Source organism: Neisseria sp. P0018.S001 (genome assembly GCF_051957355.1).
Lineage (GTDB): Bacteria > Pseudomonadota > Gammaproteobacteria > Burkholderiales > Neisseriaceae > Neisseria > Neisseria subflava_A.
Window position 1 is genome coordinate 1 of the sequence record NZ_JBQCWN010000107.1, and the last position, 247, is coordinate 247.

The 247-nt window shown below is 38.1% G+C and carries 1 pseudogene; it reads right to left on the reverse strand.

The features are described from left to right. Window positions 1-247, reverse strand: a pseudogene (locus ACTHTJ_RS11060) (hypothetical protein); the annotation flags it as partial.

Consider the following 247-nt stretch of genomic DNA (forward strand, 5'->3'; position numbering starts at 1 on the left):
AATGCTGAAACTTCTGATAAATTTCAGGATGTTTTTCTAAGGCTTGTAACGCTTTTTCTTTTGAAATGGGAGGGTCATAGACATCTATACCCCTTAAGAAGGCAATACCCGTCAAGGCATTTTTTTTTCGATTTTGATAGGCTGTAACTCGAAACAAAACCTACAATATTGTCAATATCGGCAATTACCCCATCGAAATCCGCCAAGTCAAAAATATAAAAAGGGGTGTCCTCAATGGGCATATCGC